At 71.0% G+C, this 17,184-nt stretch carries 15 protein-coding genes; 6 read left to right on the top strand and 9 right to left on the bottom strand.

The genetic code is table 11. The features are described from left to right. Positions 1-16: 16 nt before the first annotated feature. Entirely contained in the window at positions 17-1,474 is a 1,458-nt protein-coding gene (locus ASG30_RS07485; RefSeq protein WP_082521949.1) for a M48 family metalloprotease, read from the top strand. Here the strand turns inward: ASG30_RS07485 and ASG30_RS07490 are convergent. Continuing rightward, positions 1,442-1,795, bottom strand: coding sequence for a phage holin family protein (locus tag ASG30_RS07490; RefSeq protein ID WP_055894514.1), 354 nt, complete (start codon positions 1,793-1,795; stop codon positions 1,442-1,444). The genes ASG30_RS07485 and ASG30_RS07490 overlap by 33 nt on opposite strands. Before the next feature lie 79 nt (positions 1,796-1,874). Here ASG30_RS07490 and ASG30_RS07495 point away from each other — a divergent pair, with 79 nt between their 5' ends. Together ASG30_RS07495 and ASG30_RS07500 are read left to right on the top strand one after the other, a co-directional pair. Then, positions 1,875-2,312 carry a DUF3717 domain-containing protein gene (locus ASG30_RS07495; protein WP_055894515.1) on the top strand — a complete coding sequence of 146 codons (438 nt, stop codon included), beginning with the start codon at positions 1,875-1,877 and terminating at the stop codon, positions 2,310-2,312. Then, positions 2,312-2,614 (top strand): hypothetical protein, encoded by a 303-nt coding sequence (locus tag ASG30_RS07500; RefSeq protein WP_055894517.1) that lies wholly within the window; start codon positions 2,312-2,314, stop codon positions 2,612-2,614. Before ASG30_RS07495 ends, ASG30_RS07500 begins: the two co-directional genes overlap by 1 nt. A gap of 4 nt (positions 2,615-2,618) precedes the next feature. Here the strand turns inward: ASG30_RS07500 and ASG30_RS07505 are convergent, their stop codons facing one another. Beyond that, positions 2,619-3,179 (bottom strand): YaeQ family protein, encoded by a 561-nt coding sequence (locus tag ASG30_RS07505; protein ID WP_055894519.1) that lies wholly within the window; start codon positions 3,177-3,179, stop codon positions 2,619-2,621. Between the two features lie 85 nt (positions 3,180-3,264). Further along, positions 3,265-4,644, bottom strand: a complete 1,380-nt coding sequence (gene purB, locus ASG30_RS07510) for an adenylosuccinate lyase (RefSeq protein WP_055894520.1) — start codon at positions 4,642-4,644, stop codon at positions 3,265-3,267. A 125-nt stretch (positions 4,645-4,769) separates the two neighbouring features. Here purB and ASG30_RS07515 point away from each other — a divergent pair, with 125 nt between their 5' ends. After that, a complete protein-coding gene (locus ASG30_RS07515; protein WP_055894522.1) occupies positions 4,770-5,384 on the top strand; it encodes a glutathione S-transferase N-terminal domain-containing protein in 615 nt (204 codons plus the stop codon). A 347-nt stretch (positions 5,385-5,731) separates the two neighbouring features. Here the strand turns inward: ASG30_RS07515 and ASG30_RS07520 are convergent, their stop codons facing one another. Further along, positions 5,732-6,310 (bottom strand): glutathione peroxidase, encoded by a 579-nt coding sequence (locus tag ASG30_RS07520; RefSeq protein ID WP_055894524.1) that lies wholly within the window; start codon positions 6,308-6,310, stop codon positions 5,732-5,734. 169 nt (positions 6,311-6,479) lie between these two features. Between ASG30_RS07520 and ASG30_RS07525 the strand changes: the two genes are divergently transcribed. Continuing rightward, complete coding sequence (locus ASG30_RS07525; protein ID WP_055894525.1) at positions 6,480-7,343, top strand: hypothetical protein; 864 nt, start codon at positions 6,480-6,482, stop codon at positions 7,341-7,343. Beyond that, positions 7,343-7,831, top strand: coding sequence for a D-glycero-beta-D-manno-heptose 1-phosphate adenylyltransferase (rfaE2, locus tag ASG30_RS07530; RefSeq protein ID WP_055894527.1), 489 nt, complete (start codon positions 7,343-7,345; stop codon positions 7,829-7,831). The genes ASG30_RS07525 and rfaE2 overlap by 1 nt, the downstream gene beginning before the upstream one ends. Positions 7,832-7,886: 55 nt before the next feature. On the opposite strand, the gene ASG30_RS07535 is transcribed toward rfaE2, so the two are convergent. From ASG30_RS07535 to glnE, 5 genes are all read right to left on the bottom strand, one after another. Further along, a complete protein-coding gene (locus ASG30_RS07535) occupies positions 7,887-10,979 on the bottom strand; it encodes an efflux RND transporter permease subunit (protein ID WP_055894826.1) in 3,093 nt (1,030 codons plus the stop codon). Between the two features lie 17 nt (positions 10,980-10,996). After that, positions 10,997-12,163, bottom strand: a complete 1,167-nt coding sequence (locus tag ASG30_RS07540; protein ID WP_055894529.1) for an efflux RND transporter periplasmic adaptor subunit — start codon at positions 12,161-12,163, stop codon at positions 10,997-10,999. Further along, positions 12,160-13,593 (bottom strand): efflux transporter outer membrane subunit, encoded by a 1,434-nt coding sequence (locus ASG30_RS07545; protein ID WP_055894530.1) that lies wholly within the window; start codon positions 13,591-13,593, stop codon positions 12,160-12,162. The genes ASG30_RS07540 and ASG30_RS07545 overlap by 4 nt, the downstream gene beginning before the upstream one ends. Next, positions 13,590-14,309 (bottom strand): CerR family C-terminal domain-containing protein, encoded by a 720-nt coding sequence (locus ASG30_RS07550; protein WP_055894532.1) that lies wholly within the window; start codon positions 14,307-14,309, stop codon positions 13,590-13,592. The genes ASG30_RS07545 and ASG30_RS07550 overlap by 4 nt, the downstream gene beginning before the upstream one ends. Positions 14,310-14,398: 89 nt before the next feature. After that, positions 14,399-17,089: a bifunctional [glutamate--ammonia ligase]-adenylyl-L-tyrosine phosphorylase/[glutamate--ammonia-ligase] adenylyltransferase gene (gene glnE / locus ASG30_RS07555; RefSeq protein WP_235579748.1), complete on the bottom strand. Its 2,691-nt coding sequence runs from the start codon at positions 17,087-17,089 to the stop codon at positions 14,399-14,401. Positions 17,090-17,184 lie beyond the last annotated feature (95 nt).

Below are 17,184 nucleotides of genomic sequence, written 5' to 3' on the forward strand. Positions count from 1 at the left end.
CACCCTGGCGGCGGCGATGCTCGCGTCCACCATCCCCGCCGCCGCCCAACTCCCCACCCTGGGCGACGGCAGCGAGATGAGCAGCTCGGCCGAGCGCCGCCTCGGCGAGAAGATCGCGCGCGAGCTCTACCGGGATCCCGACTACATCGACGACCCGGTGCTGGTCGAGTACGTGCGTGGCATCTGGGAACCGCTGCTGCAGGCCGCGCGCGCGCGCGGCGAGCTCACGTCGGAGCTGGACGAGCGTTTCGCCTGGCAGGTGCTGCTGGGCAAGGACCGCAGCGTCAACGCGTTCGCCCTGCCGGGCGGCTGGCTGGGGCTGCACCTGGGCCTGGTGAGCGTCACCACCAGCCGCGATGAGCTCGCGTCGGTGCTGGCGCACGAGCTCAGCCACGTGACGCAGCGCCACATCTCGCGGCTGGTGACACAGGAAAAGCGCCAGGCGCCGCTGATGATCGCGGCCATGATCCTGGGCGCGCTGGCGGCCCGCAAGAACTCGGACGCCGCCAATGCCGTCATGAGCGGCGGCCAGGCCATGGCGGTGCAGAACCAGCTCAATTTCTCGCGCGAGATGGAGCGGGAGGCCGACCGCGTGGGCTACGGGGTGCTGACGCAGGCCGGCTTCGAGCCCGCGGGGTTCGCCAGCATGTTCGAGAAGCTTCAGCAGGCCTCGCGCCTGAACGACAACGGCACCTACCCCTACCTGCGCACCCATCCGATGACCACCGAGCGCAGCGCCGACATGCAGGCGCGCTCGCAGCTCGTCGCGCGCGAGCGGATCGATGCCAACGCGCCGGCGGTGCTGGAGCATGCGTTGATGGCGGCCCGCGCACGGGCGCTGTCCAGCGTCGGCGTGGACGCCTTGCGTTCCCTGGTGAGCGAAGCCACCAGCCTGCAGGCCGGCGCGCCCGCGCTGCGCCGGGCCGCCACGCTGTACTCCGCCAGCCTGGCCGCCTCGCGGCTGCGCGATACCGGAACGGCCGTGATGTACGCGCAGCGCCTGGTCGACGAACAGCGCGACGCGCCCGCGGCCGCCCGGCAGGCCCGGCTGCTGCTGGCCGAAGTGGCATTGGCCGGCGGCCGCACCGAAAGGGCGCTGTCGCTGCTCGATGCCGCTTCGCGCTCGCGGCCCGAGCTGCTGCTGCGGTCGCAGGCGGGCATCGCGGCCGGCAATGCCAGCCAGGTGGCGCAACTGTTGCAGGCCTGGGTGGCCACGCAGCCGCGCGACGCGTTCGCCTGGCAGGTGCTCGCCGCCGCCTACCACGCCCAGGGCCAGACGCTTCGCGCCGTGCGCGCCGAAGCCGAGATCCAGGTGGCGCAGCTCGACTACGCGGCGGCGGTGGACCGGCTCAAGGCGGCGCAGGACCTGGTGCGGCGTGGCGCCGCGGCCGGCGACCACATCGAGGCCTCGATCATCGACACCCGCACGCGGCAGGTGGAGTCACTTCTTCGGGAACAGGCGCTCGAGCGCTGAATCGATCACCACGCCGATGGCGGAGTAGATCAGCGAGCCCACCAGGGCCTGCAGGAAGCCCGGCACGTGGAAGCCTTCGAGGACCGTGGCGGCTGCCCAGAACATCAGGGCGTTGATCACGAACAGGAACAGGCCCAGCGTCAGCACCGTCACCGGCAGCGTGAGCACCACCAGCACCGGTCGCACCACCATGTTGAACAGGCCGATGACGAAGGCGGCGATCAGCGCCGCGGTGAAGCTTTTCACCTCCACGCCGGTGTAGACGTAGGCGACGAAGACCAGCGCCATCGCGCTGAGGAGCCACTTGGTGATCAGCTTCATCGCCGGCGAGGATAGCATCGGCTCCCCGCTGCGCAGGCCTTCGGAGCCGGGGCTATCATCCCTGCCCCACCCCCCAGCCATGGCCGGAATCCACATCACCGACATCGAAGCCGCCATCAACCACTGGCGGGAGCGCCGGCCTTCGCCCGACGGCGTCACGCTGGCGCCGGAGCTGCGCGCGCTGGCCGAGGTCTACGCGCTGATGGTGTACTACCACGAGGACGAAGCCGACGAGCGCGGCTTCCCGCCCGAGGCCTACGCCGCGTGGAAGGCCTGGTACGACAGCACGCCCGACACGCCCTGCATCGCCATCTGCTCCACCAGCCAGGGCGACGAGGTCTGCAAGGGGTGCGGGCGCACCTTCGAGGAGGTGCAGCTGTGGCCCGAGATGAGCCCCGCGGCCAAGCGCCAGACCTGGCGCCGCATCACATTGGCGAGCGACGCCTGGCGCTTCAACCGCTACGCCGAACGGGCCGCCGAGAAGAAACCGGCGCAGCCGCCCCAAGGGCAGGGCTGATGCTGCGCCTGGCCCGCGCTCCGAACATCGCGATCGCGACGCTGTGGGTCGACCTCTTGCGCCAGGCAGGCTTCGATGCCTCGCTCCAGCGCTATTTCCTGGGCGCCGCCGCCGGCGAACTGCCGCCGGACCAGTGCCTGCCCGAAGTCTGGATCGCCGACCGCTCGCAGGAGGCCGGCGCGCGCGAGCTGCTCGACCAGCTGCTGGCCACGCCGCAGCGCCGCTGGGCGTGCGCCTGCGGCGAGATCGTGGAAGGTGGTTTCGAGAGCTGCTGGAACTGCGGCCGGCCGATGCCGCCCTGACGGTTCACTTCCAGCGAACCGGCTCGATGTCGACGCTGCCTTTGGCGCCCGAGAACATCAGCGTGCCCTCCTGGATCGTGGCCTGCAGCTGCATGGAGCGTTCGGCCAGCGCCGCCAGCGCCTGGGACGACACGGCGGGGATGCGCCAGACCTGCAGCCTCTCCAGCCGCGACAGCTTGCCTTCGATGCCGCGCCACCAGATCTCGGCCGAGTGCGAGAACGCGTAGACCAGCACCTTGTCCGCCTTCGAACAGGCGCGCACCAGGGGCTTGTCTTCCGGTTGCCCGACCTCCATCCACAGGCGCGTGCGGCCGGTGAAATCGCGCAGCGACACGTCGGGGTCGTCCGGGTCGGAGAGGCCCGCGCCGAAGGCGAGCGTGCCGTCGCCGCCGCATTCGGTCTGCAGCGAGTGGGCGTTGAGCGCCAGCGCCGCCAGCCGCACCATCATGCGTTCGTCGGTCTCGCTGGGATGGCGCGCCAGGGTGAGCGCGTGGTCGGCGTAGTAGCCGCGGTCGATGTCGGCGACCGCCAGCTGAGCCTTGAAGATGGTGGACTTGAGCGCCACGGTCCGACGACGGGCCGCCCCTAGGCGGACCAGCCCCCTCGGGGGGCAGCGACGACACGAAGTGCGCAGCGTGGGGGCACCATGTCTATGCGCGACGGGCCAGTTCGGCGGCCTTGCCGGCGTAGCTGCCGGGCGTCATTGCCAGCAGCCGTTCGCGTTCCGCCGCCGGGATCTCCAGCGAGCGGATCAGCGCATGAAGGTCCTCCGCGCGCACCGTCTTGCCGCGCGTGACTTCCTTGAGCTTCTCGTACGCGCCCTGCACGCCGTAGCGGCGCATCACGGTCTGGATCGGCTCGGCGAGCACTTCCCAGGCCTGGTCGAGGTCGGCGTCGAGCGCTTCCCGGTTGAGTTCCAGCTTGGCCAAGCCGATGCCCATCGAGTGGTACGCGAGCACCGCGTAGCCGAGCGCCACGCCCATGTTGCGCAGCACGGTGGAGTCGGTCAGGTCGCGCTGCCAGCGCGAGACCGGCAGCTTCTCCGACAGGTGCCGCAACAGGGCGTTGGACAGTCCCAGGTTGCCTTCGGCGTTCTCGAAGTCGATCGGGTTGACCTTGTGCGGCATGGTCGAGGAGCCGATCTCACCGTCGCGCAGCCGCTGCTTGAAGTAGCCCAGGCCGATGTAGCCCCAGACGTCGCGCGCCCAGTCCACCAGGATGGTGTTGGCGCGCGCCACGGCGTCGAACAGCTCGGCCATGTAGTCGTGCGGCTCGATCTGGATGCTGTAGGGCTGGAAGGTCAGGCCCAGGCCCAGCGGCTCGGGCGTCTCCACCACCTTGCGGCTGAAGGCTTCCCAGTCGAAGTCGGGCCAGGCCGCCAGGTGCGCGTTGTAGTTGCCCACGGCGCCGTTCATCTTGCCGAGCAGCCGGACGGCCGCCACCCGCTCGCGCGCCGCCGCCAGGCGCACGACCACGTTGGCGATCTCCTTGCCCACTGTGGTCGGGCTCGCGGTCTGGCCGTGGGTGCGGCTGAGCATGGGCACGTCGGCGTACGAGTGCGCCATCTCGCGCATGCGGGTGATCACCGCGTCCAGCGCGGGCAGCAGCACCTGCTCTCGCGCGTACTTGAGCTGCAGCGCGTGGCTGGTGTTGTTGATGTCCTCGCTGGTGCAGGCGAAGTGCACGAACTCGCTGGCCGCGCGCAGCTCGGGCCGGGCCTCGAATTTCGACTTGATCCAGTACTCCACGGCCTTCACGTCGTGGTTGGTGGTCTTCTCGATCTCCTTGATGGCCAATGCGTCGGGCTCGGAGAAGTTCTTGACCAGGCCGAGCAGGTAGGTGCGCGCGCCCGGCGACAGCGGCTTGAACTCTGCGAAACCGGCGTCGGACAGGGCGATGAACCAGCAGACCTCGACCTGCACCCGGCGGTGCATGTAGCCCTGCTCGCTCATGAGCGGGCGCAGCGCCGACAGGCGCGCGGCGTAGCGGCCGTCCAGCGGCGACAGCGCCGAGATGGTGGATAGCGTCATGGGAACGCGGATTGTAGGCGCGCACCCGCGCAGGTTCCGGTGCGAAAACCGTGTCGCCGCGCTGCCACAGCGGCACAATGGTTCCCCCTAGAATCGGCCGCGTGCCCCCCAACAGCAAGAGTCCCATGAAACTGATCGGAGCCGTGACCAGCCCTTACGTGCGCAAGGTGCGTGTCGTGATGGCCGAGAAGAAGCTGGACTATCAGTTCGTGCAGGAGGACGTGTGGTCGTCCGAGACCACGATCTCCGAATCCAATCCGCTGGGCAAGGTGCCCTGCCTGGTGATGGAAGGCGGCGAGGCGCTGTTCGATTCGCGCGTGATCGTCGAGTACCTGGACACGCTGTCGCCGGTGGGCAAGCTGATCCCCGCCGTCGGGCGCGAGCGCGCGGAAGTCAAGACCTGGGAGGCGCTGGCCGACGGCGTGCTGGACGCCGCGATCCTGGCCCGCCTGGAAAACAACTGGGCCGGCCGCAGCAAGGCGCAGCGCAGCCAGGCCTGGGTCGACCGCCAGATCGGCAAGGTCGAAGCCAGCCTCAAGGCCATGAGCCAGGGCCTGGGCGAGAAGCCCTTCTGCGCCGGCATCCACCTGAGCCTGGCCGACATCGCGGTCGGCTGTGCGCTGGGCTACCTCGACTTCCGCTTTCCGGAGATCGACTGGCGCACCGCCTATCCCAACCTGGAAAAGCTGGACGCCAAGCTGATGCAACGCACCAGCTTCCAGGACTCCAAGCCGGGCTGACCGCCCGCGATTTCCTTTCCCCCTGAGGGCGCCCGAGTCGCGCCCGCACGGCGCCTTCGCGCGCATTCCGCAAATGCAAGAGCCGACGAGGCGCGACCTTGCGGTCAGCGTCGCCGGCTCGGCCGGAATAAAAATGCTGCGAAGCGCCCCGGAACGAAGGAGGGAGGGAGGGAGGAGGAGAAGAGTCGCCCCAGGATTGCAGCCGGGCGTCATGCGCCCGGAAGGCTTCGCAGCAATAACTCAGAAAATTCTTGTGGAGCCCTGCTCCGTGCCCTTATGGACACGCCTGCCCGGCGGCCGGTTCCGCCGGGCAGGTCGGCATTTCGGTAAAGTTTTGTGAGTCCCGCTCAGGGCGGGCCCAGCAGTTTCTCGATCTGCCCGACCAGCGCCTTGTCCTGCGGCGTCGTGAGGCTCGAGTACTGGGCGACCACGGTCCCGTCGCGGGCGATGAGGTACTTGTGGAAATTCCAGCGCGGCGCCTGGCCGGTGCGCGACGCCAGTTCCCGGAACAGCGGATTGGCATCGCCGCCCCGCACGGCGCTCTTGGCGAACATCGGGAATTTCACGCCGAAGGTGCTCTCGCAAAAGTCCGCGATCTCCTGGTTGCTGCCGCGCTCCTGGGCGAAGTCGTTGGACGGGAAGCCCAGCACCACCAGGCCACGGCCGCGGTAGCGGCCGTACAGATCCTCCAGTCCCTGGTACTGCGGCGTGAAGCCGCAGTAGCTCGCGGTGTTGACCACCAGCAGCACCTTGCCGGCGTACTGGCACAGCGACTGCGGTTTCTCGTCCTGCAGCCTGGGGAACTGCTGGTTCAGCAGTGCGGGGCACGCACTCGTGGCGGTCGTCGGCGCTGCCTGCGCGAAGGACCACGAGGGCAGCGCCGCCGCGGCAGCGAGGGCGAGGCACAAGGCCGGGGTACGGTGCATGGGAGACCTCGCAAAACGAGTGGTGGCTGATTCTGCGGCAGGCAGCGCGGCCGCGCCGGGTTGTAGGCGCCCAACCCGAATGGCCGCACGAATGCTGCGCGAGATCAAGGCCGTGTAAGCGTTCCTTCACCGGCGCCGCTTAAAATTCGGGCAACCAAGAGACACTTTTATGCTTTATCCCGAATTGTTCAAGCAGCTCGAGTCCGTGCGATGGGACATGGACAAGGACATTCCCTGGGACAAGTTCGACGCTTCCAAGCTGTCCGACGAGCAGGCCCAGACCATCAAGATGAATGCGATCACCGAGTGGTCGGCCCTGCCCGCCACCGAGATGTTCCTGCGCGACAACCGCGACGACAGCGACTTCTCCGCTTTCATGTCGATCTGGTTCTTCGAGGAGCAGAAGCACTCGCTGGTGCTGATCGAGTACCTCAAGCGCTTCCGTCCCGACCTGGTGCCCACCGAGGAGGAGCTGCACGAGGTGCGCTTCGAATTCGAGCCGGCACCGGCTCTCGAGACGCTGATGCTGCACTTTTGCGGAGAGATCCGCCTGAACCACTGGTACCGCCGGGCCAGCGAGTGGCACACCGAGCCGGTCATCAAGCACATCTACCAGACGCTCAGCCAGGACGAGGCGCGCCACGGTGGCGCCTACCTGCGCTACATGAAGCGCGCCATCGCCAAGTTCGGCAACGAGGCCAAGGCCGCGTTCGCCAAGGTCGGCGTGCTGATGGCCAGTGCGCGCCGCACGGCGCAGGCCCTGCACCCCACCAACCTGCACGTGAACAAGACCCTGTTCCCGCGCGACACCATCCAGAGCCGGCTGCCCAACCCCGAGTGGCTGGAGCACTGGCTGGACACGCAGATCAAGTTCGATGCGGTGTGGGAGACCAAGGTGGTCGAGCGCATCCTGCACAACATGAGCCTGCTGATGAACCGCAGCTTCAAGAGCGTCCAGGAGCTCAATCGCTACCGCAAGGAAGTGACGGCCACGCTCACCCCGGGCGGCACGCCGACCCCCACCACGGCCTGATGGCCCCCGCCGCGGCGCCCGAGTTCCTGCGCAAGATCGTCTCGCGCGAGCAGGCGCCCCAGGCGCTGGCCGCGCTGGCCCAACCGGTGGTCTTCACCAACGGCGTCTTCGACGTGCTGCATCGCGGCCACGTCACCTACCTGGCGCAGGCCCGCGCGCTCGGGGCCAGCCTGGTGGTGGCGCTCAACACCGATGCTTCGGCCCGCCGTCTCGGCAAGGGCCCGGACCGTCCCCTCAACGGCGAGCAGGACCGCGCGATCATGATGGCCGCGCTGGGCAGCGTCGACCTGGTCACCTGGTTCGACGAGGACACGCCGGTCCAGCTGCTGGCCGAGCTGCGCCCCGCCATCTACGTCAAGGGCGGCGACTACGACATGGCCAGGCTGCCCGAAACGCCGCTGGTGCAGGGCTGGGGCGGCCGGGCGGTGGCGCTGCCGTTCGTGGACGGGTATTCCACAACGGCGTTCGTTCGAAAGATCCGGGGCTGAAAGCGGGCGCCCGGGCGCGCCTCCAACCCATCCCGCCCCCGGAGGGGGAGAGTCCTCAGCGCGGAGTGGATTCGGCGGGTTGCGCGGGCGGATGCCGGCGCAGTTTGCGCACGATCTTGCGGATCAGCCCTTCCACGTCGTCCACCACGGTGAACACCACCGGGATCACCAGCAGGCTCAGCACGGTCGACGTGATCAGCCCGCCGATCACCGCGATCGACATCGGCGAGCGGAAGCTCGCATCCGCGGCCCCCAGCCCGATCGCGATCGGCAGCATGCCCGCGCCCATGGCGATGGTGGTCATGATGATCGGCCGCGCGCGCTTGTGGCACGCATCCATCAGCGCCTCGAAGCGGCTCAGGCCCTGCTGCCGCGCGACGATGGCGTATTCCACCAGCAGGATCGAGTTCTTGGTCGCGATGCCCATCAGCATGATCAGCCCGATCAGCGAAGGCATGGAAAAACTCTTCTGCGCCAGCAGCAGGCCGACGAAGGCGCCGCCCAGCGACAGCGGCAGCGCCGCCAGGATGGTCACCGGGTGGAGGAAATCCTTGAACAGCAGCACCAGCACGATGTAGATGCACAGCACGCCGGTGAGCATCGCCAGCCCGAAGCTGGCGAACAGCTCGCCCATCACCTCGGCGTCCCCGATGGTGACCTGGCGCACGCCGGCCGGCAGGTTGCGGATCGAGGGCAGCTGCTCCACCTGGGCCGCCACGTCGCCCAGCGGAAGGCCCGACAGCTCCACCTCGAAGTTGATGTTGCGCGAGCGGTCGTAGCGGTCGATCACGGCCGGCCCGCCCGTCAGCTCCAGCGTCGCCACCTGCCCCAGCATCACCGGCCCGCGCGCGCCGGGCACGGTCAGCCGCTCCAGCGCCGACAGGTCCTGCCGCGCCTCGTCCTGCAGGCGCACCACGATCGGCACCTGCCGCTGCGAGAGATTGAGTTTGGGCAGGGAGACGTCGTAGTCGCCCACGGTCGCGATGCGCAGCGTCTCGCCGATCGCCGCACTCGTCACGCCCAGGTCGGCCGCGCGGGTGAAGTCGGGCCGCACGGCGATCTCGGGCCGCACCAGGCTGGCGGTGGAAGCGATGCTGCCCAGGCCCGGGATGGTCCGCAGGTCCTTCTCCACCGCGAGCGCCGCCGCCTGCAGCGCCTGCGGGTCCTCGCCGGTCAGCACCAGGATGTACTTCTCGCCCGAGCCGCCCAGGCCGACCTTGCTGCGCACGCCCGGCAGCTCCTGCAGCGCGACGCGGATCTGGTTCTCGATCGGCTGCTTGCGCGGACGCTCGCCGCGCTCGGCCAGCAGGATGGTGAGCGTGGCCTTGCGCACCTCGGCCTGGCCGCTGCCGCTGAACGGATCGGTTCCGGCGCTGCCGCCGCCGATGGTGGTGTAGACGCTTTCCACGTGGTCGACCTTGCCCACCAGCAGGCGCGCCTGTTCGGCGGCGCTGCGGGTCTGCTCCAGCGTGGAGCCGGGCGGCAGCTCCAGGTAGACCTGGGTCTGCGAGTTGTCGTCCGGCGGGATGAAGCCGGTGGGCAGCAGCGGAATCAGCGCCAGCGAGCCGACGAAGAAGGCCGCCGACATCAGCACGGTGGCCAGGCGGTGCCGCAGGCTCCAGTTCACGGCGCGCAGGTAGATGCGCATCCACAGCGGGTCGCCGTGCGGGGCCGGGGATGGCTTGAGCAGGTAGGCCGCCATCATCGGCGTGAGCACGCGCGCCACCACCAGCGAAGCGAACACCGCCAGCGCGGCGGTCCAGCCGAACTGCTTGAAGAACTTGCCGGCGATGCCGCTCATGAAAGCCGTGGGCAGGAACACCGCGATCAGCGTGAAGGTGGTGGCGATCACCGCCAGCCCGATCTCGTCGGCCGCCTCCATCGCCGCCTGGTAGGGGGTCTTGCCCATCTGCACGTGGCGCACGATGTTCTCGACTTCCACGATGGCGTCGTCGACCAGGATGCCCACCACCAGCGAGAGCGCGAGCAGCGTCACCACGTTGATCGAGAAGCCCAGCAGGTACATGCCCAGGAAGGCCGGGATCACCGACATCGGCAGCGCCACCGCCGACACGAACGTGGCCCGCCAGTCGCGCAGGAACAGCCACACCACCAGCACCGCCAGCAGCGCGCCCTCGTACAGCAGGTGCAGCGAGCCGTCGTACTCCTCCTGCACCGGCGTCACGAAGTCGAAGGCCTGCGTGAGCTGGATGTGCGGGTGCGCGGCCTTCAGTTCCTCCAGCGCGGCGCGGATGCCGCCGCCGACCTCCACTTCGCTCTCGCCGCGGCTGCGCGAGACCTCGAAGCCCACCACCGGCTTGCCGTCCAGCAGCGCGGCCGAGCGCGGCTCGGCCGTGGTGTCGCTCACGGTGGCCACGTCGCGCAGCTTCATGCTGCGCCCGCTGGCCAGCGTGATGTCGATCTCGCCGATCTCGCGCGCGGTCTTGACGGTGGCCAGCGTGCGCACCGGCTGTTCGCCGTCGCCCAGGTCGAGCCGGCCGCCGGCGCTCTCGGTCTGCACCTGGCGCAGCTGGCGCGACACGTCGGCCGCGGTGGCGCCCAGGGCCTGCAGCTTCTGCGCGTCGATGGCGACGCGGATCTCGCGCGTCACGCCGCCGACGCGGTTGACGGCGCCCACGCCCTTGACCGCCAGCAGCTTGCGCGAGACCTCGTTGTCGACGAACCAGGACAGCCCCTCGTCGTCCAGCCGCGATGAGGCGATGGTGTAGGCCAGCACCGGCTGGCCGGCCAGGTCGAGCTTGGAGACGATGGGATCGCGCAGGTCCGCCGGCAGGTCGGCGCGCACGCGCGAGACCGCCGAGCGCACGTCGTCCACGGCCTCCTGCACCGGCTTTTCCAGCCGGAACTCCACGGTGACGCTGACGCCGCCGTCCTGCACCTTCGTCATGATGTGCTTGACGCCCTGCACGGTGGCGAGGGAGTTCTCGAGCTTGCGCGCGACGTCGGTCTCCAGCTGCGAGGGCGAAGCGCCCGGCAGCGAGGCGGTGACCGTGACGGTGGGCAGGTCGATGTCCGGGAAGTTCTGGACCTTCATCGCCTGGAAGCCCATCAGCCCCCCGAAGGTGAGCAGCACGAACAGCATCACCGCGGGGATCGGGTTGCGGATCGACCAGGAGGAGACGTTCATCATGGAAGTTCGCTCCTTCAGCGTTCCGGCGCCGAGGCCGGGCGCGCGGCGGCCTGCGCGGACGCCTCCACCACGCGCACCAGGTCGCCGTCGTTCAGGAAGCTGCCGCCCGAGGCCACCACGCGGGCATCCGCCGGCAGGCCCGAGGTGATCTCCACCTGCCCGTTCACCAGGCGGCCGGTCTGCACCTTCACCTGGCTCACGCGGCCGTCGGGGTTCAGGCGCATCACGTAGCTGAAGCCCTCGCGCAGCACCACGGCCTGCTGCGGCACGGTCAGCGCGGGGCTGGCGCCCAGTTCGAACTCGCCGCGCGCGAACATGCCGGCGCGCGCGCTGCCCTCCGCGGGACCCGGCAGCGCCTTGACGAGGTCCACGTACACCAGCGCGGCGCGCGTCTGCGGATCGACGGTCGGGCCGATCATGCGCACCTTGCCTTCGAGGCGCGCGCCGCTCGCGGCCGTGACCTCGGCGCGCGTGCCGGGGCGCACGCGTCCCAGCTCGGTGGACGTCACCTCCGCTCGCCACTCCAGCCGGCCCTGGCGGATCAGGCGGAACAGCTCGGTGCCGCTGCCCACCACGGCGCCCACCGTGGCGGTGCGGGCCGAGATGATGCCGTCGTCGGGCGACAGCACCTGCGTCTGGCCCACCCGCACCTGCTGCGCGTCGAAGCTGGCGCGGGCGGCCTGCACGCGGGCCTGGGCGGTCTTCTCGGCGGTGAGGTACTGGTTGATCTGCGCGGCGCTCAGCGCGCCGGTGGTCGCCAGGCCCCGCGCGCGCTCGGCGTTGGCGGCGGCCTCCGCGGCCGCGGCTTCGGCCTCGGCCAGCGCGGCCCGCGCCTGGGCCGCCTCGGCCCGCAGCGTGTCGCCCGCGAACGTGGCCAGCACCTGGCCCTTTCGAACCCGGTCGCCGACATTCACGCGGACCTCGGTCAGCCGCTGGCCGCCGGTCTCGGCGCCGACGCTGGCTTCCTGCCAGGCCGCGATGTTGCCGTTGGCGGCCAGCGTCACCGGCAGGTCGACCCGGCGCGGCACGGCCGAGGTCACGGTGAGCGAAGGCTTGGCCGTGGGCTTCTTCTCCTCGGCCGCGCGCGAGCCGCCCGCGACGGCGAACAGGCCGGCGGCGACCAGCGTGGCGGCGGCGGCGATCGCCAGCGTGCGGGCCGGCATCCTGCGGATCTTGTTCATTCGTTCTTCCCCTCTCTTGTGCGGGCCGCGCCCGCGGTCGCCTCGTCGCGGCGCCAGCCGCCCCCCGTGGCCCGGTACAGCGCCACCCAGGCGGCGGCGCGTTCGCGCTGCAGCGTGACCAGCGCGGTCTCGGCCGCCAGCAGCGTGCGGCGCGCGTCCTCCAGCTCGAACACGCTGGCCAGTCCGCCGCGAAAGCGCGCGTCGGTGGCGACGAACGAGGCGCGGTAGCCCTCGGCCGCGGTCCGGGCGTCCTCGTCGCGGCGGCGCGCGCTTTCCAGGTTGACCAGCGCCTGCTCCACCTCGGCCACCGCCTGCCGCAGCCTGGCGCGGTAGGTGACCACGGCCTCGTCGTAGCGGGCGCGCGCGGCGTCGGCGTTGGCGGCGCGGCGGCCGGCGTCGAACAGCGGCAGCGTCACCGCCAGCGGTCCGATCGACCAGGTCTGGGCGTCGGTCCATTCCCCGCCCAGGCGCACCATGCCGGCCGCCACCGAGCCGCTGAGCGAAATGCGCGGATAGCGCTGGGCCTGGGCCGAGCCCACGTCAGCGCTGGAGGCCGACACCTCTCGCTCGGCCTGGAACAGGTCGGGCCGCTGGGCCAGCACCTGCGCCGGCACCGCGGTCACGCCGAACAGCGGCACGGGGCCGGGCTCGGTCCAGGGCGTGGCGAGCCGCTCGCGCAGCGCCGGCTCCGGCACCGCGGTAAGGGCGACCAGCGACTTCAGGTCGATCTCGCATTGCGCGCGCTGCTGCGTGAGGCGCGCCGAGGCCTCGGCCGCGCTCGCGCGCGCCAGCGCGGCGACGGCCGGCGCGGTGAAGCCGGCCTCGGCGCTGAGCTGGTTGAGGCGCGAAGTCTCGGCCCGGGAGCGGGCGTCGTTCCCGGCGACGGCCAGCTGGCGCTGGCAGGTGCGCAGCGCCACGTAGGTGTTGGCCGTCTCGGCCGCCACCGACACGCGGGCGTCGTGCCAGCCGGCCTGGGCGCCCTGCAGGCGGGCCTGCGCCGCGTCGGCCGCGGCGCGGTTGCCGCCGAACAGGTCGATCTCCCAGGCGGTCTGCAGGCCGCCCTGCACCGTGGTGGCCAGCGGGATCGGCGGCTGCGTGAAGCCGCGGCTGGCCGAGGCGGTGGCGTCCAGGCTGGGCAGCAGGGCCGCGCCGGCGGCCACGCGGGTGGCGCGGGCGGTCTCGATGCGGGTGGCGGCCTGGGCGATCGTCGGGCTGGCGGCCTGGGCCGCGGAGATCAGGTCCACCAGCAGCGGGTCCTGCAACTGCTCCCACCAGCGGGCCATGTCGGCCAGCTGTCCGTCGTGCGGCAGCGGCGCGTGCCACTGCGCCGGCAGGGGCGCCTCGACCTGCGAAGGTGGCCGGGTCACGGCGCAGCCGGCCAGCAGCAAGGCCGCGGCCGGCAGCACCAGGGCGCGAAGGACCTGTCTCATGCGTGGGTTCTCCCTTTCTTCGGGCCCGCGCGACGGCGGGCCTCGGCCTCCACCATCGCCAGGGCGTAATCTGTCAGCCGGCCGGCACTGGCCTGGATGGCGGACTCGCCGTCCAGCAGCGCGGGCCGGAAGCGCTCCACCAGGTCGCGGCAGACGTACAGCTGCATCGGCAGGGCGAAGATGGCGAAGGCCAGCCGGTGCGCCTCGTCGTCCTCCTGCGGCAGGCCCAGGTGGCGGCACAGCATGCGCACCAGTGCCTGGTGCGCCGGCCGCAGGCCGTGCTCCACCTCCTCCTGCCACAGCGCGGACGGCTCCAGCATCTCGCGCCAGTGCAGCCGCATGCACTGGTCCAGCAGCTCGTCGCCGAGCTTCATGGGCTCCAGGAAGGTGCCCATGAAGACGGCCAGCGCGGACTCGAGGTCCAGGCCGGGCTGGTCGTACAGAGCGATGACGTCGCGCACGCTGCCCATGGGCTCGGTGAACGCGGCGCGGTACAGCCCTTCCTTGTCGCCGAAGTAGTAGCGGATGGCCGCCACGTTGGCGCCGGCGGCGTGGGCGATGTCGCGGGTGGAGGTGCCGGCGAAGCCCCGGTCGGCGAACAGGCGCAGGGCCGCCATCAGCAGCCGCTCGCGCGCCTGCTCGCCGGCGGCGCCCTTGGGCACGGCGGGCGCGGGTGGGTGGCGCAGCGGTCGGTGGCGGGACGCGGTGGCAGGCATGGGGGCCCGCATTTAACCACCGTCAATCAAACGATTGATTAAGAAAGAATTAGCCCGGCCGGTGGCAGGGCGAACGCCGCAAGGCCTTGTCAGCCGAAGACGGCGGACCAGAGCGCCTGGATGGCCTGGCGCTCGCGCGCCGCGGCCTCGGGCGCGACCTGGGTCGGTTCCTCGTTCAGCCGCGCGCCGTGCTGCACGCGGCGCAGCTCCCGGTAGGCGGAAGCGGCATCCCGCCCGACGGAAGGCGGCAGCAGGCCGGCCGCCTCGGCGCGCTGCAGCAGCGCGATGTTGCCCAGGTTGGGAATCAGTTCCCGGTGCTCGCCCGAATGCGCCAGCACCAGGTACTGGGTGGCGAATTCGGCATCGACCATGCCGCCTTCGCTGTGCTTGACGTCGAAGCTGCCGGGCTTGACCGGATGCGCCGAGCGCACGCGCTGGCGCATCGCCACGATCTCCTGGCGCAGGGCCTCGCGGTCGCGCGGCGCGGTGATCACCGCCTCGCGCACGGCGTCGAAACGCTCGGCCAGCGCCGGCTCGCCCAGCACGAATCGGGCGCGCGTCATGGCCTGGTGTTCCCAGGTCCAGGCGGTGTTGCTGCCTCGGCCCTGCTGGTACTTCGCGTAGGCGGCGAAGGTGGTGACCAGCAGGCCCGAGCTGCCGTTGGGCCGCAGCGCCGTGTCGATCTCGTACAGGTCGCCCTCGGCGGTCTTGGTGGTCAGCCAGTTGATCAGCTTGCGCACGAAGGCGCCGTAGACCTCGGGGGCGCCCTCGTCCTCGTCCTCGAACACGAAGACGATGTCCAGGTCGCTGCCGTAGCCCAGCTCCTTCCCGCCCAGCTTGCCGTAGCCGATGATGGCGAAGCGCGGCGTCTCGCGGTGGCGGTTGCGCAGCCGGTCCCAGCACCAGCGCGCCGTGGTGCGCAGCACCGCGTCGGCCAGCGCGCTCAGGTCGTCGGCCACCTGCTCGACCGTCAGCCGCCCTTCGATGTCGCGCGCCAGGGTGCGGAACACCTCGGCATGGTGGGCGCGGCGCAGCAGGTTCAGCAGGGCCTCGTCGTCGTCCTCGCCGGTGCGGTGCAGCGCGCGCCGGCGGTCTTCCAGGTCCTGCTCGAACTCCGCCGCCACGAAGCGCTCGGAAAACAGCGCCTCGCTCGCCAGTTCGTCGATGACGCCGGGGTGGCGCAGCAGGTAGCGCGCCGGCCACTTGGCTGCGCCCAGCAGGCGCAGCAAACGCTCGTGCACGTTGGGCCGTTCCAGCAGCAGCGCCAGGTAGCTCTCGCGGCGCAGCAGCGGCTCCAGCCAGTCGGCCATGCGAACCGCGGCCTCTTCGCCGACGCGGCCTTCCAGCAGCCACTGCGCGGTGCGGCCGATCAGGCGCGACAGGCGGTGCCGGGCGTCCTCGCGCAGCGCCAGCACCCGCGGGTGGCCGCACCAGCGGCCGATGCGCTCGCGCAGCTCGGGGGGCATCCGCTCCAGCAGCGTCTCCAGGTCGGGCGGCGCCGCGCGCTGGGCCTTGGGCCCGCCGCAGCTCTTGCATTCCTCCTGCGCGCCCAGCAGCTTGTCGAACTCCTGCGCGACGAACTCGCGGTGCCCGTCCAGCTCGTGCAGGAAGGGGCAGCAGTCGGCGTAGCCCATGGTGCGGGCCACCCAGGCCAGGTCGCCGTCGTCCTCCTCGGCATTGCAGCCCATGGGCAGCACGTGGGTCTGCTGGTCGTCCAGGTACTGGATGCGGTGTTCGACGCGCCGCAGGAACTCGTAGGCCTGGGCCAGCGCATCGGCCGTGGCCTGCGGCATCAGCCCCGCGGCGGCCACGCGCTGCAGCGCCTGCAGGGTGGGACGGGTGCGCAGCTCGGGGAACTGGCCGCCGCGGACCACCTGCAGCAGCTGCACGATGAACTCGATCTCGCGGATGCCGCCGCGCGACAGCTTGACGTCGTTGGCGCGCTCGGGGCGGCCGGCGCTGCGGCGGGCCGCGTGCTCGCGGATCTGCCGGTGCAGCACGCGCAGCGAGTCGAACACGCCGTAGTCCAGGTAGCGCCGGAACACGAAGGGCAGCACCACGGAGCGCAGCGCCTGCGCCGTGCCCTGCTCGATGGCGCTGCGCGGTGCGACCACGCGCCCCTTGAGCCAGGCGAAGCGCTCCCACTCGCGGCCCTGGACCAGGAAGTACTCCTCCAGCGCGTCGAGCGAGACCACCGGCGGGCCGGAGTTGCCGTTCGGCCGCAGGGCCAGGTCGACCCGGAACACGAAGCCATGCTCGGTGGTGTCGCCCACCAGGCCGAAGATGCTCTTGACCGCCTTGGCGAAGAACTCCTGGTGGCTGATGCGGCCGCGGCCGTCGACGCCGGGCGTCTCGCCGGGATGGTCGTAGACGTAGATGAGGTCGATGTCGCTGGAGACGTTCAGCTCGCGCGCGCCGAGCTTGCCCATGCCGATCACCCACAGCTGCGCCGGCTGGCCCTCGGGCCCGAGCGGCGTGCCGTGCACCTGCGCGAGTTCGGAGAGGGCGTGGCGGCAGGCCGCATCGAGCGCGAACTCGGCCAGCAGCGTCATCGCGCCGGTCACGCCGGCCAGCGGCGCCTGCTCTTCGCAATCGAGGCGCACCAGGCGCTCGAGCACCAGCTGGCGCAGCACGCGCAGGGCCGCGCCGAGTTCGTGGCCGCGGGCGGCCAGCGCGTCGAAGGTGGTTTGCAGGGATTCGCGGGTGGGCAGGCCCGGCGGCAGCAGCGGCAGTTCGGCCTCGTAGCGGCGCCTGATCCGCTGCACGAACCGTGAATGCATGGAACCGGCGGGGCCGGCGGGCGTCTCATCAGAGACCGCGGCCGTGCCGTCCGAAGGGCCTTGCGCCAGCGCGGCGCGGCCCGCACCGGGGCTCA

The organism is Ramlibacter sp. Leaf400 (assembly GCF_001424545.1).
GTDB lineage: Bacteria > Pseudomonadota > Gammaproteobacteria > Burkholderiales > Burkholderiaceae_C > Ramlibacter.